12 protein-coding genes are annotated in these 24089 nt (G+C 69.8%); 7 read left to right on the forward strand and 5 right to left on the reverse strand.

Annotated features, from left to right (window positions below; translation table 11 throughout):
- The first annotated feature begins 23 nt into the window (after window positions 1-23).
- From OG718_RS53300 to OG718_RS53310, 3 genes are all read left to right on the forward strand, one after another.
- A complete protein-coding gene (locus OG718_RS53300; protein ID WP_328842782.1) occupies window positions 24-542 on the forward strand; it encodes an acetone carboxylase subunit gamma in 519 nt (172 codons plus the stop codon).
- Between the two features lie 330 nt (window positions 543-872).
- Window positions 873-1052: a hypothetical protein gene (locus OG718_RS53305; protein WP_328842781.1), complete on the forward strand. Its 180-nt coding sequence runs from the start codon at window positions 873-875 to the stop codon at window positions 1050-1052.
- A gap of 13 nt (window positions 1053-1065) precedes the next feature.
- Window positions 1066-3042 carry an acetoacetate--CoA ligase gene (locus tag OG718_RS53310; RefSeq protein WP_328842780.1) on the forward strand — a complete coding sequence of 659 codons (1977 nt, stop codon included), beginning with the start codon at window positions 1066-1068 and terminating at the stop codon, window positions 3040-3042.
- 194 nt (window positions 3043-3236) lie between these two features.
- On the opposite strand, the gene OG718_RS53315 is transcribed toward OG718_RS53310, so the two are convergent.
- Window positions 3237-4718, reverse strand: coding sequence for a long-chain-fatty-acid--CoA ligase (locus OG718_RS53315; protein ID WP_328842779.1), 1482 nt, complete (start codon window positions 4716-4718; stop codon window positions 3237-3239).
- An 815-nt stretch (window positions 4719-5533) separates the two neighbouring features.
- Here OG718_RS53315 and OG718_RS53320 point away from each other — a divergent pair.
- Together OG718_RS53320 and OG718_RS53325 are read left to right on the forward strand one after the other, a co-directional pair.
- Complete coding sequence (locus OG718_RS53320) at window positions 5534-8296, forward strand: hypothetical protein (RefSeq protein WP_328842778.1); 2763 nt, start codon at window positions 5534-5536, stop codon at window positions 8294-8296.
- Between the two features lie 312 nt (window positions 8297-8608).
- A complete protein-coding gene (locus OG718_RS53325) occupies window positions 8609-8758 on the forward strand; it encodes an AbfB domain-containing protein (RefSeq protein WP_328842777.1) in 150 nt (49 codons plus the stop codon).
- A gap of 16 nt (window positions 8759-8774) precedes the next feature.
- Here OG718_RS53325 and OG718_RS53330 read toward each other — a convergent pair whose 3' ends face one another.
- On the reverse strand, window positions 8775-12545 hold the full coding sequence (locus OG718_RS53330) for an nSTAND1 domain-containing NTPase (protein WP_328842776.1): 3771 nt from the start codon (window positions 12543-12545) through the stop codon (window positions 8775-8777).
- 273 nt (window positions 12546-12818) lie between these two features.
- Between OG718_RS53330 and OG718_RS53335 the strand changes: the two genes are divergently transcribed.
- Window positions 12819-16265 (forward strand): S8 family serine peptidase, encoded by a 3447-nt coding sequence (locus tag OG718_RS53335; protein ID WP_328842775.1) that lies wholly within the window; start codon window positions 12819-12821, stop codon window positions 16263-16265.
- A 616-nt stretch (window positions 16266-16881) separates the two neighbouring features.
- Here the strand turns inward: OG718_RS53335 and OG718_RS53340 are convergent.
- The 3 genes from OG718_RS53340 to OG718_RS53350 form a co-directional block, all read right to left on the reverse strand.
- Window positions 16882-17811 carry a ribosome-inactivating family protein gene (locus OG718_RS53340; protein WP_328842774.1) on the reverse strand — a complete coding sequence of 310 codons (930 nt, stop codon included), beginning with the start codon at window positions 17809-17811 and terminating at the stop codon, window positions 16882-16884.
- A gap of 160 nt (window positions 17812-17971) precedes the next feature.
- Window positions 17972-19213, reverse strand: coding sequence for an MFS transporter (locus OG718_RS53345; protein WP_328842773.1), 1242 nt, complete (start codon window positions 19211-19213; stop codon window positions 17972-17974).
- Window positions 19214-19409: 196 nt separating this feature from the next.
- Window positions 19410-22646 (reverse strand): bifunctional cytochrome P450/NADPH--P450 reductase, encoded by a 3237-nt coding sequence (locus OG718_RS53350; protein ID WP_328842772.1) that lies wholly within the window; start codon window positions 22644-22646, stop codon window positions 19410-19412.
- 592 nt (window positions 22647-23238) lie between these two features.
- On the opposite strand from OG718_RS53350, the gene OG718_RS53355 reads away from it, so the two are divergent.
- Window positions 23239-24033 (forward strand): AbiTii domain-containing protein, encoded by a 795-nt coding sequence (locus tag OG718_RS53355; protein WP_328842771.1) that lies wholly within the window; start codon window positions 23239-23241, stop codon window positions 24031-24033.
- The last annotated feature ends 56 nt before the right edge of the window (window positions 24034-24089 follow it).

Here is a 24089-nt window from a genome sequence, read left to right on the forward strand (position 1 = left end):
GCTCCCTGAAAGAGGACACCACCATGACCGACGACGACCGCTCTCCGGTCTCCAGCCAGGAGACCACGAACGCCCTGGTGCAGCGCAAGCTGTCCTGGGAGGAACTGCTCGGCCTCATGCGGGCCCCGAAGGACGAGTCCCGCTTCGCCGAAACCCTTGTCGCACAGCAGCAACTCGTCGACTGGGACGAGCAGATCCTGCTCCCCCTCGGGGAGAACCTGTTCATCGTCGCCAAGGACGGCAAGGCCATCGTCAAGACGAAGGCAGGCGCCGAACTCGGCCCCTGGAACGGAAACTGGAAGATGCTGTGCCGGGTGATCGTCCGGCGCACCCGCGAGGACTTCCTCAGAATCTACCCGGAGGAACACCTCACCATCGACCCCGACCTCGTCGAGATCCGCGAGTTCCTCTGCCCGGTCAGCGGCACACTCCTTGACGTCGACTGCGTCCCGCCGACCTTTCCGGTGGAGGTCGACTTCACACCCGACCTGGCGACGTTCTACACCGAGTGGCTCGGCCGCGACCTGCCGGTCACCCTCTGAAACCCGCCGGTCCCGGCGTCTGCTCGCAGATTCAACGGCAATCTCGCAGATCCATGTTCAATGAAGGGGGAAAATGGTAGGAGACGCCTCGCCGGAAAAGCCGCGATAGTCACGGGGGCGGCAACGGGCTCGGCCGCGCCCTCTCGCCCCGGATGGCCGAAGAAGGCGCCGCGCTCGCCATCGTCGACCTCGACGAGGACGTCGGCTAGGAGCCCGCCGACGCCCTGACGAAATCCGGGGCACAGGCCACGTTGGCGGCGCCTGTGACGTGACCCGGCAGGACCAGGTCGCGGACACTGCGTCGTCGGCGTCACCGAACGGTTCGGCAGGGTGGAGGGCCTGGTCGGCAACTTCGGCACACGGATGACGCGCCTGATGCGATTGCTGGCCACGGGGACAGCCGACCCGGCACCGATGACGACGCACCGGTTCGGCATAGCCAAGGCCGAGGACGCGCTCGATTCGATGACCAGCAAGCGTGATGGAGTCAAACCGCCCATCACCTACTGAAACCGGACGGATCATGGGTGTATCGAACATACTGTGGCGGCCGAGCCCGCACCAGGTCGAAGAGTCCAACCTCGCCGACTTCCTCCGATGGCTCCGGACATCGCGGGGCCACTCGTTCGCCGACTACATCGAGCTGTGGCGGTGGAGCACCGACGAGCTCACCGAGTTCTGGGCAGCGGTCTGGGAGTACTACGGGCTGGATGAGGCCGACAGCTACGACGCCGTGCTGGCCGAGCGCACCATGCCCGGCGCGCGCTGGTTCCCCGGTGCCCGGCTGAACTTCGCGCAACGCTGCCTGGCCGCACCGAGCGACACCCGACCGGCGCTGGTGAGCGTGACCGAGACCGGCGAGCCGGTCGAGACCTCCTGGCGTGAGCTGCGGGACGAGGTCGCCGCCGTCGCGACCAGGTTGCGTGTACTGCGCGTCGGGCCCGGCGACCACGTCGCGGCCTACCTGCCCAACATCCGGGAGGCTGTCGTCGCCTTGCTGGCCACCGCAGCCGTCGGCGCAGTATGGACAGCATGCTCACCGGACTTCGGCATACCGAGTGTGCTGGGCCGGTTCCGCCAGGTTGCCCCGGTCGCCCTGATCGCCGCAGACGGCTACACCTATGGCGGAAAGGTGTTCGATCGCCGTACTGAGGCTGCCGAGCTGTTGGACGGGCTGCCCACGGTGCGGCACCTGGTCACCGTCCGGTGCCGTACCACCGGTTCCTGGCCCGTGCGTGCCGGCGTGGCGGTCCACGACTGGCCGGACACCCTGGACGACGCGGAGATCGAGTTCGCCGACGTCCCGTTCGACCACCCGCTGTGGGTGCTGTGGTCCTCCGGCACGACCGGGGTGCCCAAGGGCATCGTCCACGGGCATGGCGGCATCGTCATGGAGCTGCTGAAGTCTCTCGGCCTCGGTGCTGACGTGCGCGCGTCCGACCGGTTCCTGTTCCTCACCTCGACGAGCTGGATGGTGTGGAACTACCTCATCGGCGGTCTCCTGCATGGCGCGACCATCGTGCTGTACGACGGCAGCCCCACGTTCCCGGACGTCAACGGTGGCTGGCGCATCGCCGAACGCACCGGCGTGACTGTGCTCGGGGTGGGCGCCGGCTATCTGATGGCGGGCGAGCAGGCAAACGCCCAGCCCCGAGCCGCAGTTGGGCTGAGCCGGCTGCGCTCGATCCTACAGACGGGCTCCACCCTTGCGCCTTCGGCGTGGCGGTGGGTCTACTCACACGTGTCCCCGGACGTGTGGCTGCAGTCGGTGTGCGGCGGCACCGACATCTGCTCCGCCCTGGCCGGCGCCGCCGCCGACCTACCGGTTCGCACCGGACGCATCCCCGCGCCGGCGCTTGGCGTCGCGTTGGCCTCCTGGGACCCGGAGGGGCATCCGCTGACCGGGCAGCAAGGCGAACTGGTCGTCACCGAGCCCATGCCCTCGATGCCCCTGCGGTTCGTGGCGGATCCGGACGGGCAGCGATATCACGCCAGTTACTTCGACACATTTCCCGGTGTGTGGCGGCACGGCGACTGGGTGACCGTGCACGACGACCTCAGCATCGTCGTGGCCGGTCGGTCCGACTCCACCCTCAACCGCATGGGCGTACGGATGGGCTCCGCCGACATCTATGCCGTGGTGGACCGCTTCCCCGAGATCACCGACAGCCTCGTCATCGGTGCCGAACTCCCCGACGGCGGCTACGTGATGCCCCTGTTCGTCGTCCTCGCCGAGAACATCCAGCTGGACGACACCCTGCGCGGCCGAATCGTCACCGCGATCCGCACTGAACTGTCACCCCGCCATGTCCCCGACGACATCATCGCCGCCCCCGCCGTCCCCCGTACCCTCACCGGCAAGAAACTGGAAGTGCCGATCAAACGCATCCTGCAGGGGACAGCACCGACCGAGGTGGCCTCGGCCGGTGCTGTCACACACGAGGACACGCTGAACTGGTACGCCCAATGCGGCCGCACCATCGCCGGAACCCCGAAGTGACTTCGGAGCTGGCGACCTGACCACAGCGTCAAGCGCGGCGTCTGACGCTGAACGTGCTCGCCCGGTGCGAGGGGCAACCATCGCGCTGGGTCTCCTGGTGGAAGAGAGCACCGCGCCCCAAGGGCCCGTGTGAACTGGGACGAGTACGCGGTCCGCCCGTATCGAAGTGATACTGGCATGTGACGCCGTCGCGGTCAGCGTGGGATGGCAATCTCCCGCTTGAGGACCTTGCCGCTGCCCCCCTTCGGTAGCCCGTCCAGGAAGACAATTTGGCGCGGGTATTTGTACGGCGCCACCCTGTCCTTGACGAACTGGCGCAGTTCGTCGGGGCGTTGCTCGACACCGGGCCGGAGCACGATCGCGGCGGCCACATCCTCGCCGAGCGTGTCGTGAGGGATGCCGATGACGGCTACCTCCAGGATGTCGGGGTGCTCGTAGAGCACGTCTTCGATCTCACGCGGGTAAATGTTGTATCCGCCACGGATGATCATGTCTTTCTTGCGGTCGACGACGAAGAGATAACCATCCTCGTCCTGGCGGACGAGGTCACCGGTGCGAAGCCAGCCGTCCGGAATGGCCTCCGCGGTGGCCTCGGGCCGCTGCCAGTAGCCCGTCATCACGTTGTGGCCGCGGACGGCAAGTTCGCCTACCGCACCGCCCTGCACCTCGGTGCCGTCGGGCGCCAGGACGCGTACCTCGACCCCTTTGATGGGGGTTCCCACCGAACCGGGCTTACGCGGTCGGTGGAGGTGGTTGAAGGAAACCACCGGCGAGCACTCCGACATGCCGAAGCCCTCCAGTACTGCGCAGCCGAACCGCTGCTCGAAGGCGTGCAGCACCGGGACCGGCAGCGAAGCGCCGCCGGAGACGCACAGCCGCAGCGACGAGGTGTCCGCATCGCTCTGCTGTTGCAGCAGGGCGGCGTACATGGTGGGTACCCCCTCGAAGACAGTTACCCGGTGCTGCTCGATGGCGTGCAGTACTGCTGCGGGGTCGAAGCGTGGGAGGAGGACCAGGCAGGCGCCCTGCTGGAGGGCGGTGTTCATCGCGCAGCCCTGTCCGAAGATATGGAAGAGGGGCAGGCAGCCCAGTACCACGTCCTGTTCGGTGAGCTCAAAGAGGCGGGTGACCGCGTCGGCATTGCGGGCGAGGTTGTGGTGGGTGAGTTCGGCGCCCTTGGGGTGGCCGGTCGTTCCCGAGGTGTAGAAGATGGCGGCCGTCGCCTCACCGTCCCGGTCGGCCACCGTGGCAAGCGGTTCGTGCGCCCCTGCTCCGGCAGTGATGTCGGACGGGTCGATGCGGGCGAGGTGGGTGTCCGTGGCGCGCGCCGCGGGTTCCGCCTCCCTCATGGACTGCTCCGCTGCGAAGAGGCGGCGGGTGCCGGAGTCGGACAGGTAGTGCTCCACCTCGCGAGCCTTGAACAGAGGGTTGATCGGTACGACGGTGCCCCCGGCCCGCAGGATTCCGTAGTAGAGGACGACGAAGGCGGGACCGTTGGGCAGCATCAGCCCCACCCGGTCGCCGGGCCATAGTCCGTCGGCGGTCAGGCCCGCCGCCACCCGCGCTGACATGACGTCCACCTCGGCGTACGTCCAGACTTGCTCACCCATCCGGAGGGCAGGGCGCCGAGGGTGGCGCGCGGCGGCCTGCACGAGGTTGTGCGACAGATTCGCCATGATGGGAAACTCCTCGATGAGTCGGTAACCGGGGCGGTCCCGGGCCAGCGGTCAGAGAGTCGGGGCCGCTATCAGGTCCATCGCCGACGCGGTGTCATCGGCGGTCAGGTTCCGGCCGCCCAGCAGGCGGTTCAGCAGCACGGCCAGGAGCGGCCCGCCGCGATGCTGCCTCCAGCGGTGGGGGCCGTCTCTTTGAAGGGCATGAGGGGGCAGGCTCCGTGTTGTAACGGCTGGACGGGGACCTCGAGGTTCCCGTCCGGGGTGACGTGCCGGCGGTCAGGATCGCCGGTGATGCGGTGGCTCCCTCGGGTGTCCGCGGCCGCCCACGGTGTGCTGTTGCACATCCGGGGTCGGCAGCGCCCCGGGCCTGGGCAGTCAGGTATGGCATATCGGTCCTCGTGATGCGGGCGCTCGGCCCGTTTCCCCCTGGTCATCGGCGAGGTTAGTCCTCTGGCGTGCGGACAACGAGGGAAAAAATCATGGCTGTTGTCCACCAGCACGGACAGGGTGCTGGCGAAGACTCGTCGCCGCAGGGCAGCGGGCGAATGCAAGACCGCTCCAGGAGTTGGGTGCCTCCGTGACCCAACTCCTCGTGCGGTGAGGGGGGTTGGCGGCTTCCTGAAGGGAATGTCCGCCGCTGGCAGAGTTTCCGACGGTTGCGGACCCGAACATGGGTGGCCGAATTTTTGCGGTCTTCCCTGCTTCGTTTCTGGGCCCCAGGCAACCGGCAGGGCTCCCTGGGGCTCCCATGAGGCGCGAGGGGTTCCTGACAGGAAAGGGGGCTCCCGCGCTCACAGTGGTGAGGAAGTGGCCCCTTGATCCGTGCCTGGCGCATAGGCGTCACCGCCGTGGCCGCATTCGCGGCCCTGGCGGGAACACCGGGACTGGCACAAGCCCGACAACCGTCCGACACAACACCGTTGACCACGTCTGCCGACAGCCCGCTGCCGCCGGGTTGGCGGATCAGCGGAGAGGGCGCCGCTCGGGAGCTGGTGTGGCGGTCGCCCACGCCTGTCCCCATGGGTGACGCCCGCGTGGAGTTCCGCTCGGCGAACCGCCTGGTCGGCATTCCGCAGCCCGGGAAGGACAGCCGCACGTTCCGGCTCGCTCTCGACGAGGTCGGCAACGCGCCCCTGAAGGACCTGCAGGTGCTGGCCGCCGGACGCCGCTTGGACGCGGCTGCGGACAACTCCTCGGCCCGGGATGGCAGTGTGCATGACGCCGCGCAGCCGCCCGCCGCCCTGCCGGCCAACCCCGTCGACCCCGGCAGGCCGGGCGCGTATCGCACCATCACCGGCGAGTACACCCTCGACCCGGTGAAGCTGCCCGGATACGCCGCCCCGATCGAGATGCGGGCCGTCGTGGTGGCACCGAAGCGGGCCACCGGCAAACGCCCGCTCGCGCTGTTCCTGCACGGCCGCCACACGACCTGCTTCAAGCCCGGCGACAAGGACTACACGAACGGTGTGTGGCCGTGCCCGTCCGGCACCCGGCCGGTCCCCAGCCACAAGGGCCATCTGCAGGACCAGCAACTGCTGGCCTCGCAGGGCTATGTGACGGTGTCGATCTCCGCGAACGGCATCAACGGCCAGGACCAGCAGGCCGAGGACGCCGGGGCGCAGGCCCGCTCCTCGCTGGTACGCCGGCACCTCGCTCGCTGGGCCGACTGGGCCTCCCGCCCGACCGGCGCACCGACGGCCGTACGCAACGCGCCGGAGGCGGACCTCTCCCAGGTCCTGCTGGTCGGACACTCGCGCGGCGGCGAAGGCGTCAACCGCGCGGCGATGGACAGCCTCTACCCCGCACCCGCCGCCCAGGACGGCTACCGGGGCCCGGTGCGCTGGAAGATCCGCGGCATCGTCCTCATCGGACCGACGATCTTCGGCCAGAATCCGGTCGCCGACGTGCCGTCCGTGACGATCCTCCCGGGCTGCGACGGCGACGTGTCCGACCTCCAGGGCGAGGTGTACGTCGACGGGACACGCGGCGTCAGCCGGGGCAACGCGCTGCACAGCGCCGTCTACATGGTCGGCGCGAACCACAACTTCTTCAACACCGAGTGGACGCCGGGCCGGTCCCAGGCCCCCTCACTGGACGACTTCCGCGACGATGAGGAGCAGCCGGACCGGGTGTGCTCGGTCGGCTCCAAGCCCCGGCTCACCGCCGACCAGCAGCACAAGGCAGGCGCCACCTACATCGCCGCCGCGGCCCGGCTGTTCGTCGCCGGCGACGACCGGGTGCGTCCGCTGCTCGACGGTTCCGGCAAACGGGCCCCCTCCGCCGACCCCGCCCGTGTCCTGACCCACGCGGTCGGCGCACGCCGCAGCGGCGCCTTCCTGCCCGACGGACCAGTGACCGTGACCGGCGCCCAGCTGTGCTCGGCCATCGACCCCGCCCCCAGGACTGCCTGCCTGGACCAGGAGACACCCGGGGCCTCGCCGCACTTCGCGGCGTGGGACACCGGACGGGAGGCCGGCCGCCGCGCGGTCGCCCTGAACTGGTCCACGCCGGGTACGGCGGCCCGTGTTCAGCCCGCCGCACCGCTCTCCCTCGCCGGTTCCAAGGAACTGGCGCTGCGCGTCTTCGTGCCCCCGAACACAAGCGGCACACAACTCGACCTGGCCGTCACCGACGCCTCCGGACGCAGGGCCGCGCTGGGCCGGGTGCGAGTGGAGGGGCTGCCCGGCAGCGACCACACCGCCTCGTACTGGGCACAGGAGGCCCGCGTCCCGCTGACCGCCGCCGCGCGCGCCGGGCTCGACCTACGGCACGTCAAGTCCCTTGACCTGACGCCGCGTTCGCCGTCCGGGAAGGCCTGGCTGATGGACGCCTGGGGCTGGACCCCCGGCACCCCCGCAGTGCAGGCCCCGACGCTGCCACGCGTCGACGTCGGCCGCACGACCGTCAAGGAGGGCGACTCGGGCACCCGCACCTACCGGATCCCGGTCGAGATCTCCGGGCACGGCGTCGGCCAGGTCCGCGTGTACACCCTCGACCAGGCGACCGGGCTGGGCACGGACAAGCTGGTGACCGTACGGCCCGGCAGCAACGCCATCGACGTACCGGTCGTGGTGAAGGGCGACACGCTCTACTCCCACGACCTGCGACACGACATCGCCGTGAAGGCGGTCAAGGGCGCCGTCGTCGGCTCGCACCGGGGCGGTGTCACCACGCAGAACGACGATCCCGTGCCCACGATCACCGTGACGCCGGTCGCTGACCGGGTGACCGAGGGGCAGTCGCTGACCTGGCGGCTGACCCTGTCCAAGGCCGCCGGCGTGGATCTGGAGCAGCCGATCCTGGTGAATCCGGTCACCGACGGCATTGAGCTGTCCACTAAGGACGTAGACCCGCAGTGGCTCCGGCGGAACGGTGTGGAGGCCGCCCCGGAGCGCCCGCTGTCCGAGGCGAACCTGTCGCTGGAGCTGGACATCCCGGCCGGGTCCACGAGCGCCGAGGTGACCGTGCCGACGGTGACCGACCAGGTGGCCGAGCCCAGCGAGTCGGTGCTCCTGGAGCTGATCGGCTCCGACGCCAGGGCGTATCTGCTGAAGGGTGCGGTGCTGGACGGGTCGTAGGCCGCCCCGCACGTCACAAAACTAGAGGTCCAAACAGAAGCCTCTGACGATGTGGTTATGGGCCTGCATGCTTGCTGGGGTGGTGTGGGGAGTTGCACCCACGGGCCGCGCAAACGGTAGAGGCCGGGCGGATGTCCCACGCTCCAGCGTTGCTCATCGCGCTCGGCCTCTTGCCTGCCGCTGCTGGACTCGTTTGGAAGGGCGCGTCCAGTTCCCTCAGCAGAACCGCGCCAGGCGGCCACGGCCCGGGACCAATCCAGGAATCTTGGACTGCTCGGTCGCTGGCGGCGGCGCCCCGGTCCGCTGCTGCTCGTGCGCGTCGTCCCCGGCCTCGGTGGCACCGTCTCCCTCGAATCGGCCAACTTCCCCGGCCGCTGCATCCGCCACTGCACCAACCTGTTCCGCGTCCAGCCGATCAGCACCGCACTCGACCGGCAGGACGCCACTTACTACGCGAAATGACGTGTGCCCCGGCCCGCTAACCGCAGATCCTGCGGTAGGGAACGTCCGGGATATGCGACTTCCAGTCGGCCCTGGACAGGCCGACGGAGCCGGTGCGGTCACAGATCCCGGTGACGGCCTGTTCCGGGTCGATGGGGTACTTCTGGAGCGGGACGTGCGGGCTGCCCACGTACACCGTGCCGCCGTCCCGGCCGAAGGCGAGGGAGCGGATCTCCTCACCGGGGGTGGCCAGGCCGACGAGGAGCTGCCGGGACGCGACGTCCCAGAGCTGGAGGCTGCCGTTCACGCCGCCCACGGCGAGAGTGCGGCCGTCGGGTGAGAAGGTGAGTGCGGTCACGGCCTCAGGATCTTCTTGGGACATGGTGGTGGAGGAACCGGCCAGAACGCCCGAGCGGTGTTGCACACTGCCGTCCCACAAGGTCACCCGGCCGGAGGAGTCCCCGGTCGCGAGCCGGGTGCTGTCGGGGCTGAACGCCAGTGCGGTCACGTCCCTGCCCTCGCTGAGCGTACGGCCGATGACAGGACCGGACGGCAGCCGGGCGTACTGGTCTCCCGACCCGGCGAGCAGCCGCCCGTCGGGCCGTACGGCGAGGGTTACACCGGAGAAGCCCGGCACCGTGCCTGTCCTGCGCAGGCGGCCGGAGCCGGTGTCCCAGACCTCCACCACGGCGTCTTCCCGCTCGGAGCTGGCGACCAGCAGTGTCCGGCCGCCGGGGCCGAGGGCGACGGCGACCGGCAGGCTGCCCTCCGCCCTTGGCACGTCGGCCCAGGCCCGTACCTTGTTCTCCGCCACGTCCCACACAGTGAGCCGCTGCCGCGCGGAACCGGGTGAGGATATGGTCTCGCTGATCGCGAGTGCCCGGCTGTCCGGACTGAACGCCAGCAGGGGAAAGGGGGAACCGGGCACGGGGCCCTTCCCGGCTGCGGGCCGTGGGGGCTGTTCGGTGAGGACCGTGTCGGTACGGGTGGAGCGCAGGGCCCAGCGGCCACCGACGCCGGAGGCGATCCCGGTCGCGAGGACGGTGCCGTCCGGGCTGAGTACGGCAGAGTCCGGTGGCGAACTCTGCCAGCGGGGCGTGAGGTTGGCACTCAGGTCGTACGAGTGGACGGTGGCCCCGACGAGGAAGCGCAGCACGCGATCCGGCCCGGGATCCCAGGCGAGGCCGTGCACCATTTCGCCGGCCAGCGGACGCCGGAAGGCCCGCACGCCGGGTGACGTCAGGCGCCACACCGCGAGTTCCTGGTCGTCGACCGTCGCCAGGAACGCCCCGTCCGGGGTGAAGTCGACGTCCATGACACCAGTGCCGCCGCGGGTTTCAAGATCGGTGAGGAGACGCTCACGGGGAATGTCCCAGATCTGGATCCCGGTCCTGGACACTACGGCCAGCAGCCTTGCGTCGTGGCTGAACCGGACCTTGCCGGTGCCGATGGCGCAGGCGCCCCGCGACGCGCTGTCCCATGGCCCTCGCAGGCGCTTGCGGCGCGCGGTGTCCCATACCCGGAGCGGGCCGTCGGAGGGGCAGACGGCCACCAGCCGGCCGTCCGCGCCGAGAGCGGCGCCGGACAAGTCCTCCGGCAGGGGCTCCTCGAAGAGGACCTCGTCCTTCCCTAGCCGGCGCAATTGCACGGTGCCCGGCCCCCGCGGCGTACGCGGCGTACCAAGAAGGTAAGTGCGCCCGTCGGCCCCGAAGTCCAGCAGTGCCGCCTTCCGCAGGACACGTGGGTCGGCGGCCCTGCCCGCTGGCAGGTCCCACAACTGGTCACCGTCCTTCCCCGCGAGGTAGAGGATCCTGCCGTCCGGGCTGACATCCGCCACCCCCGCGTCCTCGGGCAGCCGGACCGGGACGGCCGGTCGGTGACCGGTTACGTCCCGCAGGACTGTCCGACGGCCCACGACGCTGAGCAGCATCCGGCCCCGGCCGGTGAGGAACCGCTGTACGTCCTTGCCCTTCTCCGGATCGGTGAAGGTGTCCCGCTCCTGCTGGGCCAGGGCACCGAGCAACGCCGAACGGGTCTCGGTCAGCGGGGCGATCCGCCAGGCGGCGACGCCGAGCAGCATGGCAGTGCGGGGGTCGGAGGACCGCAGGCTGTCGGCGATCGCCGCGACGCTGCGGGCGGCGGCCTTGGCCCGTTCGTTCTCGCTCGCCCGGTTCTCCTGCCAGGCGAGCAGGCCAGCCACGAGGGCGAGTACCAGAAACGCGGAAAGGGCGCCGCTGAGGGTGCGGAACCTCCTGGTGGTACGGGCGGCGGCCGCCCGTTCGGCGTCGCGGGCGGCCAGCGCGGTGGTGAGGAAGGCACCTTCCGAGCGGGTCAGGTCGTCCGCCAGGTCCGCGGCGGGCCGTTCCGGCACGGCGAACAGATCCTCGGCCCGGCTGAGCCGGGCTCCCCGGTACAGGGCGCCAGGGTCGTGGCCCAGTTCCTGCCAGGCGCGGGCGGCCTCGGAGAGCCGGTGCTGCTCGCGCAGCCGCTCACGGTCCTCCTCGACCCAGTCACGCAGCCGGGGCCAGCCGCTGATCAGCGCTTCGTGGGCGAGCTCGACGGTGCCGTCGTTCAGGGTGATCAGGCGGGCGGCGGCGAGGAGTTCGACGACGCCGGTGACATCCCGCCCGTATGCCTGCCCTTGTGGCCCCGGCTCCAGCTCGGCGCGTGCCGCCGGGCGGCGGGTGTCGGCGGTGCCCTGGCCGGGGGCGATCAGGCGCAGCAGGATGCGGCGGGCGATGCGGGCCTGGACCGGGGACAGCTCGGCGTACACCTGTTCAGCCGTGGCGGTGATCGCGCCGTGTACGCCGCCCGCCTCCTCGTACGCGGTCATGGTCAGCGTCCGGCCCCGGCGGTGCCGCCAGGTCTCCAGCAGGGCGTGCGAGAGCATCGGCAGCGCGCCTGTCCGGCCGGTGACCTCGTCGACGATCCTGGCGGTCAGCGCGTGTTCCACGCTCAGGCCTGCGGCGGCCGCCGGTCTGGTGATCACCTCCCGTAGTTCGGCCGGATCCATCGGCCCGACCAGCAGGTTGGCCCGGCTCACGGCGTCCGCCAGTTCGCGGTGGGCGGCGCAGTGTCCGTAGAAGTCCCCGCGGACCGCGACGACCACCCGCAGTCGGCTCTCGGGCCGCCGGGCCGCCAGCAGCAGATCGAGGAAGCCCTCCCGTTGCCCGCTGTCATGGCACAGGGTGAAGAGCTCCTCGAACTGGTCGACGATCACCCATGTGTCCTGCTCGGCGCCGTGGGGAGTGAGCGCCGCCGTGTGGGTGTGCGCGGGGCGCTCACCTGGGGTGAGCACCCGGATCACGGCCGGTCTGTCAGGGGCCGGGGCTTGCTGGAGCCGGGGGATCAGCCCGGCCCGCAGCAGCGAGGACTTCCCGCTCCCCGACGGTCCGAAGACCGCTGCGATCCGGTGCTCCCCCACCAGTTCCAGTAACGCGCCGACCAGGTTGTCCCGGCCGAAGAACAGCTCCCGGTCGTCCGCTTCGTACCGGGTCAGTCCCCGGTACGGCGGTACGGCTTCCGCGTCCTGACCGGACCGCACAACAGCCCGGTGTGCCTCGCGCCAGCGCTCTTCCCATTGCCCGGTGTCCGCCTTCAGGGCCTGCGCGTACGCCAGGACCAGTGCCAGCGACGGTAGTTGCTCACCGGCCGCCGCCTGCGACAGTGCGCTCGTCGAGTACCTCGTCCGCCCCGCCATCTCTCGGTACGTGGGTTTCCCGGCCTGCTCGCGGAGGGCGCGCAGTTCGTGGGCGAGCCGTTGTATTGGACCGGCGTCGGGGTCCACGGGCTTCTCGCGTCGTCCCACAGGGCCGTACCTTTCGCTGATCGTCAGGGAGTCGGCGACCAAACTAGCCGGAACGGTGCCCGCCTCAACTTTCCTGCTGGTCAACGGAATTGTTCAGAGGGCCGGAGGGCTACTGACAAACGCGCCGGTCACCAAGACTTCTTCTCGGCGAGGTGACGCCTGGTCACCCCGTCGCCCAAGCCGCGGCCCCGGACGCCCCCGATCCGGGGCCGCATCCGTCCGCGTGCGCGGCACCGCACATCACCGAAGCGGGGAAGAGGAGAGAGGCATTCCTTGAGCCATCCCTTGAAGCACCGTCTACGCAAGAGACGCCGCCTGCACGGACGCGGCACGGCAGTCGCGTACGGAACGGCCGCGATGCTGGCGATCGGCCTCGCCGGCACCGCCACCGCCCCCCCGTCAACTGCCGCACCGGGCCCGGCGTCCGGACTACCCAGCGGCGTCGCGACGCGGGCCGTCGCACACATCACCCTGATCACCGGCGACACCGTCCTCGTGGGCCGCGACGGCCGGGTCGTCGGTGTGGAGCGGGGCAAGGGCCGCACCGGCATCGGCTACTCGACGCAGTTGGCGGGCGGGCACACCTTCGTCATCCCGGCGGACGCGATCAAGTTGCTGAACAGCGGCAGGCTGGACCGCCGGCTGTTCGACATCACACAGCTCCTCGCCGACGGCTATGACAACGAGCATCGCGAGCGGCTGCCGCTGATCGTCTCCTACAAGGGCGACAAGAACCAACGAGCCGGTGCCGAGCGGGCCTTGAGGGCGGCGGAGGCCGATGTGCGGCGCGAACTGCCCGCCGTGCACGGCCAGTCGCTGACCGCCGTCCGGCAGGACTCGGCGGATGTCTGGCGTGCTCTGACCGGCACCGACACCGACACCGACACCGGGTCCGCGGAAGCGGTGACCACGGCGCCCGGCGTGGACCGTGTCTGGCTCGACGGCAGGGTCAGGGCCGCCCCGCAGGCCGCCGCCGACGCGCCCGGCGAGGACACCGGTACGGTCCAGATAGGGGCGCCCAATGCCTGGAAGGCCGGCTGGGACGGCAAGGGCGTCAAGGTGGCCGTCCTGGACACCGGCATCGACGCCACCCACCCGGATCTGAAGGACAGGGTCGTCGCCGCAAAGGACTTCAGCGGCTCCAGCGACACGGACGACCGCTTCGGACACGGCACTCATGTGGCGTCCACCGTCGTCGGTTCCGGAGCCGCGTCCTCGGGGAAGTACCAGGGCGTCGCGCCTGGCGCACGGCTGCTCAACGGCAAGGTGCTGGATGACTCCGGCTACGGTACATACTCCGGCATCATCGACGGCATGCAGTGGGCGGTCGGCCAGGGTGCCAAGGTCGTCAACATGAGCCTGGGCGGTGCCGACAGCCACGGCACCGACCCGATGGAGGCGGCCGTCAACGAACTGTCGGCGTCCAAGGGCGTGCTGTTCGCCGTCTCGGCGGGCAACTCGGGCCCCTCCGACCAGACCCTCGGCTCACCGGGCAGCGCCGCCGCCGCGCTCACCGTGGCCGCCGTGAACCGGCAAGACGCCCTGGCCCCGTTCTCCAGCCGGGGACCGACGGCCGACGGCGGGCTGAAGCCCGACATCTCCGCGCCCGGCGTGGACACCGTCGCCGCCAAAGCCAAACACGGCAAGATCGGCACGGACGCAGACACCGACGGCTACATCAAGCTGTCCGGCACCTCGATGGCCAGCCCGCACGTCGCCGGGGCCGCGGCCATCCTCGCCCAGCAGCACCCGGACTGGACCGGCGAACGGATCAAGGCCGCGCTGATGGCCTCCGCCAAGGCCGACGCCAAACTGACGGCGTACGAACAGGGCTCCGGCCGGGTCGACCTCACCCACGCCATCACCCAGCGCGTCGTGGCCGGGCCCCCGTCCCTCGACTTCGGCACCCAGTCCTGGCCGCACCACGACGACACTCCGGTCACCAAGACCCTCACCTACCGCAACACCGGCGCCGAAGGCGTCACCCTGAACCTCGCGGCGACCGGCACGGCGGGCATGTTCACCGTCTCCCCGGCCACGCTCACCATCCCGGCGGGCGGCACCGCCACCGCGACCGCCACCGCCGACACCCGCGTGGACGCGAAGGACGGCGTGCACTCCGGCGCGGTGACCGCCACATCCGCCGACGGCGGGATCGTCGTCCGCACCCCCGGACTCGTCGTCCGCGAGGTCGAGTCGTACAACCTCACCGTCCAGAGCATCGGCTTGGACGGCAAGGCCCCGGCCAACGCCATGGTCAACGTCGCCGCAAAGACCTCCGCCAAGATCTGGGCTCCCTACGACAATGACACCGACGGCGACTACCGGGCGACGCTCCGGCTACCCAAGGGCCGCTACCTGGTGGACGACTGGATCTGGGACGGTGGCGAGAAGTACGCGATGCTGGTCGCCCCCCACGTGTCACTCACCAAAGACACCACGCTCGTCTTCGACCAGCGCAAGGCCAAGAAGGTCACGATCAAGGCTCCCGTTCCCGGGGCCGCCGGCCCCTATCCGCTCGTGCGGTACGCCTCCAACGGAAGCGAGAGAGCGTACGACTACTCCCAGGCCGTCGACGCCACCGGCATCACCCTCGCCCAGGTCGGCCCGAACGCCCCGGCGGACAGCTTCATGGCCCAGGTCAGCGGCGTCTGGAGCGCGGCGAGAGCCGGCTCACCGCAGTACCACATCGTGGTCGGCCGGAAGGGGTCCTTCTTCACCGGCCTCACCCGAACGGTCCGCCGGTCCTCGATGGCCAGGGTCGACATGACGATCGGCTCCGCCATCAAGGACGCCGGCGCCGCGCCCACCGGCCAGTGGGAGACTCCCGGCTTCCCGCAGCTGACCGACTCCGACCACGGCACCATCGGTTCGCGGACTCCGCTGCCGGCCACTCGCGCCGTGACCTATGTGTCGGCCGACCAAGGCCTGCGCTGGAATCTCGGCGTGGACCTCTACCGCCCCGACGTGACCTTGCCGTACTCCTCCATCAGGGGGTTGAACGCCAGGGACTACAGGCCCGGCCGTACCTATCACGAGACGTACAACAAGGCCGTCTTCGGCCCGCACATCTCGGGCGGCTCCACCTGGATCGGCGGCTACCGTTCGGGCAACAACTACGCCCTGTGCAACTCACTGCTCTCCGACGGCCACTACGTGGTCGACTACGGCGCCCAGCAGAAGACCGTGCTCACCGGCGGCGGCAAAACCTATCTCAGCACCACCGACGATCCGTGCGGCAATGGAGTGATGCGTGGTCTGCCCAAGGAGCCGACCAGGTTCACGCTGACCGCCGAATCGCAGCGCAGACTGGACATCTACCAGGTCAGCGACCAGGTCTCCGCGACCTGGGCCTTCACCTCGCAGTACGTGGACACGAACGGCCCGGCGCAGCCCCTACCGCTCTCCACCGTCCGCTTCGCACCGAAGCTAAGCCTGACCGCCACCGCCAAGGCCGGGCAGAAGACGGTGGTGCCGGTCACGGTGCACGGACCGGCGGCCGCCAAGGGACACCTCAAGTCCCTTGCCGTGCAGGTCTCCTACGACGCAGGTCGCACCTGGCTCCCCGTCGCTGTCCACACCGATGCGTCCGGCAAGCGGTCGGTCACTCTCGCCCATCCGGAGAGGCCTGGCACCGTGTCCTTCAAGGCCGCCCTGGCCGACACCGAGGGCAACACCTACACCGGGACGATCAGCAACGCTTATCGCACCGTCAGGTGATCAGCGCTCCGCCTGGTATCAAGGGCCGTGCCAACCGGTAGCCGGTTGGACCGTGCAGGCCGTCCTCAGGCACCGGAGGAGTCCACGTGGGATGCAAGTAGGTCGAGTGATCGATGCGCGCAACCGATCTCGCGGGCATCGGTCCCAGTCGTAAAGTCTTCACCCGCCGGGACCCGAAGGCCACTTCCGCCCCTGACCTGGTGCAGGGCGTCTTCACAGCGCCCGGACCGGCTGTGGGCTGCCGACCTCACGGTCTGACGTTCCTGTACCGCGGGGGCGCCCGCGGCAACTGCACAGCCGAAAAGCCCCTATTGGCCGCTGCTATCGGACTGTATTACGCGGCAGTCCGATAGCAGCGAGTGCGACTGCGGTTGGCAGTGCGGCGGGTGGTCTTTGCGGCTTCAAGGCCGCGGTCGTTCCTGTCGTGGGTCATGCATGATCGTGTCTGGACGCCGAAGAGTCACAAGGCGGTACGACAGGGCCCGTGGGTATCGGAGTCCAGGCCGACCTCTGTGCGCTTTCCGTGGCCCGTGTCATCTGCGTACGCGGGCACTGCTGTCGGTGACAGTGCAGGAGGCGCAACGTCCCATGGGTCGGCCGTGTGGGCCTTGCACCTTCAGGACGGGCTCTGCAAGAGAGCGATCGCAAGGATCGCGGCCATCGAGGTGAGGGAGGTCGCGAAGAAGTCGATGCCCGTTGTTTGCGGGTCGTCGATCCGGAAGTCGATGGCCGAACCGGTGTTGAGGCTGTCGACTACCTCTTGCGAGGCCGTGCTCCAGGCGTTCATCAGCGCCGCATCGGCAACGCCGACGGTGGCCTGGCCGCCGTTGGCGTCGAAGGCCCCCCTGAAATTCTGCCGCAGCGGATCGAACCTCGCAGCCTCCGCGATGGTCATGACGAACAACATCAGCGACCGGGCTACCGCGTTCTCGTTGGCGTCGTCTCGCAGGGTCCTGTACGCAGTGCTCATTCCCTCCAGGGTGAGCTTCAGGCCGGCCCGCTCCTGGCGGCCGACCCGTTCCAGGTCCGTGTAGCTGCCCGTGAAATTGAGCGGGTCACCCGTCATCCCGCCGGGAGCGTCGCCTCGCAGAAAGTGGGGGTTTGTCGGGCCTCGTCCGCCCGTGACCTGATAGCCGATGACGAACAGGTCCCGCGCTCGCATGATCAGGCGGACGCTGTTCGCGTCCGAGCTGCCGGGTAGGGCACTGGCCTGCAGGTTGATGGCGAAGACGTTGGCAGGATTGTTGGGGTCCAGGGAGGGATCGGTCTGCAGTATCCCTTCTCGCAGCACCCTTCCGCCGGTCGCCCGCTGGCGTACCGCGTTGATCATGGCGTCGTACGCCTTCTGCCCACCCGATACGTCCCAGGTGATGTCCCGCCCGTCGTCGATGGCGCTGGCCTTCTCCTGGAACTGGGGCGCCACCAGCGCGGTGCCTGCCAGGAGCGTGGCGACGGCGAGGAACAGAACCAGGAACTTTCCGGTGAGCCACCGGGAGCGCCGTTTGTGGCCGGGACTGCCGGCCGGGATCGTCTGTTTTAGGGACATGAGAGTCAGACTCCTTTTCGTAGAGCCCGGACGGGACCCCGAGGTCCCGTCCGGGGTGGCGTACCGACGGTCCGGATCGCCGGTGGTGTGGCGGCTGCCTGAGGCATCCGTGCCCGCGCAGAGACTCCACGGTGTGCTGTCGCACCGCGGAGCGGCTGTTTCATTCCGCTGGTGAGACCGGCTTCTCGGTAGTCGTCCTCGCGATGGGCGTGGCCTGCGGGTGGGGTGCGACACCGGCGTCTGATGCCACGGCGCTGGAAGCGGTCATCCTGAGGAGCGGAAGTGAGGCGAGGAGGGTTCCGACAGCGAGCAGGATGCTCAGGACGTCAACGCCCAAGCTGTCCATGATCGCGCCGACGGACAGGGGGCCGATGCCTTCGCCGAGTGCTCCGGCGCCGCTGAGGGCGGCCACCCACCGGCCGGCGGAGTCGATGACCGAGGCGGCCGCGAGCATCTGCACCAGGACGGCCAGCTGGCATGCCTGCCAGACAACGGCGGTGGCGATGAACAGGGCAGGGCTGTGGGTGACGATGAGGAGCCCCATGCTGAACGCTTCGACGATGACGAACCCGGCCATCGAGCGCAGGCGGCCGAAACGCTTCGCGGCGAGCGGTCCGGCTACGGCTCCGGCCAGTGCGACGACGCTGGAGATAGCCAGGACGGCGGAGAGCGCGGAGGCAGACATACCGGTGTGGTCGCGCCCAAGGACGGAGGCGTAGGACCAGGCGCCCTGCGTGACGGCTGACAGAAGGGCAGCGCCGACCAGCAGTGTGGCGGAGGGATGGGCCGGCCGGGAGGCTGCGTTGGGGGCGGTCGTGGAAGGACCGCTCGCCGGGCCGGGACCGTCGGGGAGGCGGCCCACCAGGAACCAGCCGGGCAGGCAGCACACGGCCAGCAGGAAGAAGCCGGTGCCTCCGCCGGTGGACTCGTTGACGGCCGGGACGGCGAGGAGCAGCAGGGCGCTCGCGCACACCGCGCCGGTGATGGTGATCGAGGAGGTCTTGTCGGCGTCGTCGCCGGCGCCGGCCAGGGCGGCGGTGGAGGCGGCGTAGACGGCTCCGAGTCCGGCGCCGAGTAGCAGGCTGGCCACGATCAGCGTGAGGATGTCGAAGGCGACGGCGGCGCCGATGAATCCTGCGGTGGCCAGGGCCAGCCCGTTGCGGGCCATGCGAACGCGTCCGGGGCGGGCGGCGCGGTTGGCGAGCAGGAGGGTGGCGAGCGCGACCGCCATCAGCTGGCTGGCGGCGACGAGTCCGGCGCTGGTGCTGGACAGGTCGAAGCGGTCGGCGAAGTCGTCGACGAAGACGGGCATCACGTTGGTGCCGCTGCTGCCGAGAGTGACTCCGGCGATCAGGGCTGCGGCGACGGTGAAGGTCAGCGCGGGGCCGCTGTTTGTTTTCACTGGATGCCCCTTGCGCGGAGGGCCGCCTGGCAGGCGGGCACGGCAGCGGGAGGGAGGGGGAGCATCGTCAGTAACCTCAGAACTGGTAGGCGCTCGGGTGCCGTGTCCGGTACTGGAGCGTGCGAAGGGAGCGTCCGGGCCGAGAGGGGAGGCCTGGACCCGGACGCGATTGGGGGTGCAGGTCGGCGGCTGGCGGTCAGCCGGCCCAGACGTCTTCGACGTAGTGGCCGGACTCGGTCAGCGAGGCCAGCCAGGCCCGCGCTTCGTCGTCGTCGGCGCCGGTGTGAGTGCTGTAGATGGTCATGAAAGCCTCCCGTACGGCGGGGGCCATGCGGCGGCCGTCGCCGCAGACGAACACGCGTCCGCCGGCCTTGAGGTGCGTAAAGACCTCGTCGCCCTCCTGGGCGATGCGGTGCTGGACGAAGCGGGCGCCGTCCTTGGGGGTCGCGCTGAAGGTGGGGCGCAGGCTGACGGCTCCGGCCTGTTCGGCGGCTTCGAGTTCCTCGCGGTGGAGGTAGTCGATGTCGGGGTGGTCGCAGCCGAAGTAGCAGAGCAGGGGGCCGGTGGAGCCGGTGTGGTGGCGGTCGAGGACGGCGCCGCGGAAGGGGGCCAGTCCGGTGCCCGCGCTGACCAGGATCACGGGGACGGAGGTGTCCTGGGGCAGTCGGAAGGACTCGTTGCACGGCAGCACCCGGGCTTGGAGGGTTTCGCCGACCGGCACGGTCTGCAGGTAGTTGGATGCGATGCCGTGGAAGGGGCCCTGGCCGCTGCGGTGGGGTGCGAACAGCTGGGAGACCATCAGGTCCACCTCGCCGGGGGCGGCCGCGGCAGATGAGGAGATGGAGTAGTGGCGCGGGCGCAGGACCGGCAGCAGTTCCAGGAACCGTTCGAAGGGCAGCTCGCAGGCCCGGTATTGCTCCAGGAGGGCCAGGACGCTGCGGCCTGTGGCGGTGACCTGTTCGTGGAAGGTGTCCGGGTCGGCTGCGGCGAGGTCCGCCAGGGGGCGCTGCTCGGGCGGGCAGCCGGTGTGCTCGGCCAGCACCGCGACCTGTTCCGGCGTCGCGGGATCCTGCAGCTCCACGAAGTCGCTGAGCAGACGGCGCAGGGTCAGCGGCCGGTCGACGGGCAGGGCGCTGCGGCTGCGGCGGCGTGTCTGCAGCCGCACGGTGCGCTCCAGATCGAGGCCGAACCGCTCTGCGGCCCGCTTCACGAGGTGATCCGGGTTGCGGGGGAGTACGGCGAGGTGGTCGCCGGTGCGGTAGGTGACGCCGTCGGGCAGCCGCAGCCGCAGGAAGCGCTTGGGGCGGCCGACCAGGCGCCCACTGTCGACCGGGTCGTACATGTCGACCAGGTCGTAGGCGTCGAGGATGGTCATGGGCTGGAGGCCGTGCCGGGCGGCGAGGGGACCGGTGACGTGCTCGGAGACGTCCTGCAGCTCGTACAGTCCCTGGTCGGTGCCGGTGTCCTCGGTGACGGCGGCGGCTTCGGCGTCCGAGGGAGCGCCGTAGGCCTCAAGCAGGGTGGCCCACAGGTCGCCGCTGAAGCGGTCGACGGTGCCGGCGAAGTCACCGGCGGCGTCGGCGGCGCCGCGCTCCAGCAGGCGGGTGGCGCCGGCGGCGGCAAGGTGTTCGTCGATGAGGGTGGGGACGCGCTGGTAGGTGGCGGCCCAGTTGCGGTCGCCGACGCCCAGCACGGCGTAGGAGACTCCCTCCAGCGTGCCCGGGGCCAGCTCCTCCAGCCAGGCCACGAACTGTGCGGCATCGTCGGTGGGCCGGCCGTTGTAGGAGGCGGCCACGATCACCAGAGGGCCCTGATCGGGGCCGAGTTGACCGACGGCGTCGTTGAGGGCGGCAACCGAGGAAGTGAAACCGTGCTCGTCGCCGTCCGCGGCCAGGTCACGGGCGATGCCGGCGCACGTGCCCAGGTTGGAGCCGTGCAGCACGCGCAGCGCGGTGCCGTTCACGCGCACCGCGGCGGGCCGCTCTTGGGCCACGGGCACGGCAACGGCGGCCGCGGCGGGCAGGCGGCGGTCACCGCTGGTGCGGGGGGCAAGCCGCAGGGTGAACCCGTCCGGCTTGATGGTCAGCGACTGCTTCATCTGCAGCTGGTAGTTCGCGTGGTCGATCAGCCGGTAGCGGTGGATGAGCATGCCGAGCACCAGCGTCGCCTCGTGCAGAGCGAACTGGCGGCCGATGCAGGCGCGTTCACCGTTGCCGAACGGCTTGAACAGATGGACGGGACGGACTTCCTCCTGCTCGGGCGTGAACCGCTCGGGGTCGAACAGCTCGACGTTGTCGCCCCACGCAGGATCCCGGTGCAGGGCAGGGGTCAGCACGAACAGGGACTCGCCCTTGCGCACCCGGTACCGGCCGCCGATGACGGTGTCCTCCAGCGGCTCGACCGCGTACCCGGGGGCCGTCGGCCACAGCCGCAGGCCCTCGTTGAGGACCTGGCGGATGTAGGCCAGCTTGCCGATGTCCGCGTAGCTCGGGTCCGGGTCGTCGGTGTCGCCCCACAACGCGTCGACCTCGGCCTGGGCGCGGGCCAGCACCTCGGGGTGCTTGGTCAGGTAGTACAGGGCGAAGGACAGGGCGCCGCTGGTGGTTTCATGACCGGCGATCAGGAACGTGATCACCTGGTGGCGGATGTTGACATCGTCCAGCGGCTCGCCCGTCACCGGGTCGGAGGTGTGCAGCATCCGCCCCAGCAGGTCGTCGGTGCTGCGGTCCCCCGATGCCTTGCGTTGCCGGATCACGTCGTCGACCAATTCCTGCATCAGGGCGACGTCCTTGCGGAACTGTTCGGCCTTCTTCCACCTGAACAGCGCCGTGCCGGGAATCGACTCACCCTGGACCTGAGCGAAGTCCAGGGCCCTGGCCAGGGCCGGGATGAAGGAGTGCGGCTCATCCCGCCGGAAAGACTCGAAGTCATAGCCGAACCCGCACAGGCCGATCGTGTCGAGGGTCAGGCGGGTCATGTCGGCGGCCACATCCACCGGGCGCTGCTCCACGTCCCAGTCCCAGGTGGCAATCAACTCGCGGGCTACCCTGAGCATCGACGCGTGGTAGCCGCGCATCGCGCCCAGGGAGAACGCCGGCATCAGGATGTCATGGGCCTTGCGCCAGTTCGGCTCGTCGTTGAACGCGGTGAACAGCCCGTCTCCGCCTAGTTCCCGCAAGGTGACCAGGTCGGAGTGCACGTTCTTGCGGAACCGGGACTCGTCCGACAGCTCTGCGACGAGGTCCAGGCTGGAGACCAGGAGGATCTCCTCGCCGAAGATACGGAGCTTGAACACCGGGCCGAGTTCCTTGGCCTCCTGCATCAGATAGGTCAGGCCTTCGGCTCCCTCCGGGATGTCGAGGGCGTGGCCGATCAGTGGCCAGGCCGACCGCTCGGGAATCGGCTCGGTCTTGTGCACCGGTGAGGAGGTCATGCGTGTGCCTTTCTCTGCGAAAACGTGGCGAGAGCCGATGCCTTGGCCGCATCGGGCCCCCGGCCAGCGGCCGCCTCGGCGGTGAAGAGGCGCCTCCCGGGCTGGCAGGCCAGGGGCTGGTTCAGGGTGCTCTGGCGGGCGCTGCGGCAGGTGATGGAGTCACCAGCCGGGCCCGGTGCGAGCAGGTGCTAGGTGGCGCCGGGTGTGCGGTACGCGCCGAAAACGTGAGCCGGCCCGGCGGTCATCCGGGTGACGGCGGCTCGGCACCGGCGCGTCAGCGCCCCCCGGCTCAGGCGGTCAGGTATGGCATATCGGTCCTCGTAATGCGGGCGATCGGCCCGTTTCCCCCTGGTCGTCAGGGACGCTAGCCCTCTGGGGCGAGGACACCGAGGGAAAAAATCCCGACCGCTGCCCACCCGCACGGGACAGAATTGGTCGAAGACCTCGTCCGCCGCAGGTCAGCGGCGGACACAAGAACGCTCCAGAAAAGGCACGCAACACGAGCCCGAAACGCTGAGTGAGCCTGGGATGCACGGTGCACGGGAATCACCGACACTCCCGCTGTCAGTGGTCCTCACTACGATCAACAACCGTGGAATCCACTTCTATTGATCTGCTCCAGCAGATCGAGCAGGACGCTTTGGATGAGACCCGTCCCCTCAGCGGCGCACTGCGCAAATGCCTCGTGCTGGGCAGCCAGACGGGGTCCGCGGAGCTGCGGCGATGGGCGGAACGCGAGCTACGCGGCTACGACAACGTGCCCGCTGGAGAACTACCTGACTATCGCCTGGTGCACGCCGGACTGTGTATCGACGCCCTGACCCCCGCCGGCGGCGGTGTGCTCCAGAACAATGCCCAGCCGGTCAACCGCTACGCGATCCCTGCGGCGTGCCGGGCTGTCGTCGATGAACCGGCCCTGATCCGCAACGGCGTCACCGAGCTTGCCCAGTTGGCCCAGCAGGCCGATGCCGTCAACGGCAGCATCAAGATCGTCCCGCATGGGGCGGATGAACTGGCCGTGCTCATCGCGCAGGAACAACGGGCACCGATCAACATCACCTCGGTGTACTGGAACGTGGGCCCGGCCACCCTCCACGGTCTGCTGGATCAGGTGCGCACCCGCCTCGTGCAACTCGTCACCGAGCTTCGGGCCAGCACCTCTGCCGACGCACCGGCCCTTTCGGCTGCGAGGGTCAGTCAGGTCATGCGGGACATCAGGATTCAGGGGAACCAGAACCAGCTGTCCCTCACCATCGGCGGCCAGTCCCCGGACACCTCTGGGAGCCAGCAATCGGGCCGCTGGGCTCCGTGGGGCCTCTTCGTGGCAGCCCTGGGATCCATCGGCACGGTGGTCGCGGCCGTCGCCGCGATCATCGCGCTCAGATAGCCCGCAGTCATCGGCGCAGGGACGGACGTGGAGAACCGGTTCGGGAGCGTGCGCAC

Source organism: Streptomyces sp. NBC_00258 (assembly GCF_036182465.1).
In the GTDB taxonomy this organism is placed as follows: domain Bacteria; phylum Actinomycetota; class Actinomycetes; order Streptomycetales; family Streptomycetaceae; genus Streptomyces.